General features: G+C 48.3%; 1 pseudogene. It reads left to right on the forward strand.

Annotated elements, in window-relative coordinates:
* Window positions 1–234 (forward strand): annotated as a pseudogene (locus SB775_RS34030) (ATP-dependent sacrificial sulfur transferase LarE); the annotation flags it as partial.

The raw sequence follows: 234 nt of genomic DNA on the forward strand, positions 1-234 counted from the left end.
GTAGAAGAGCTGGGAGATTGTGCCATTGCAGTGACAGCTGCATCCGAAACTTTCCCGACCCGCGAGTTTGAAGCAGCGAAGCACTTGGCAGCCCAGCTCGGTGCTCGTTTTGTGACCACCGAAATTCGTGAAATGGAAAACCCCAATTTTGTCTCCAATCCAGTAAACCGCTGCTTTTTTTGCAAGGATGGGCTATATGAGCACTTGGGATTACTAGCTGAAAAAAATCAATGG

It is taken from the genome of Peribacillus sp. SIMBA_075 (assembly GCF_046534585.1).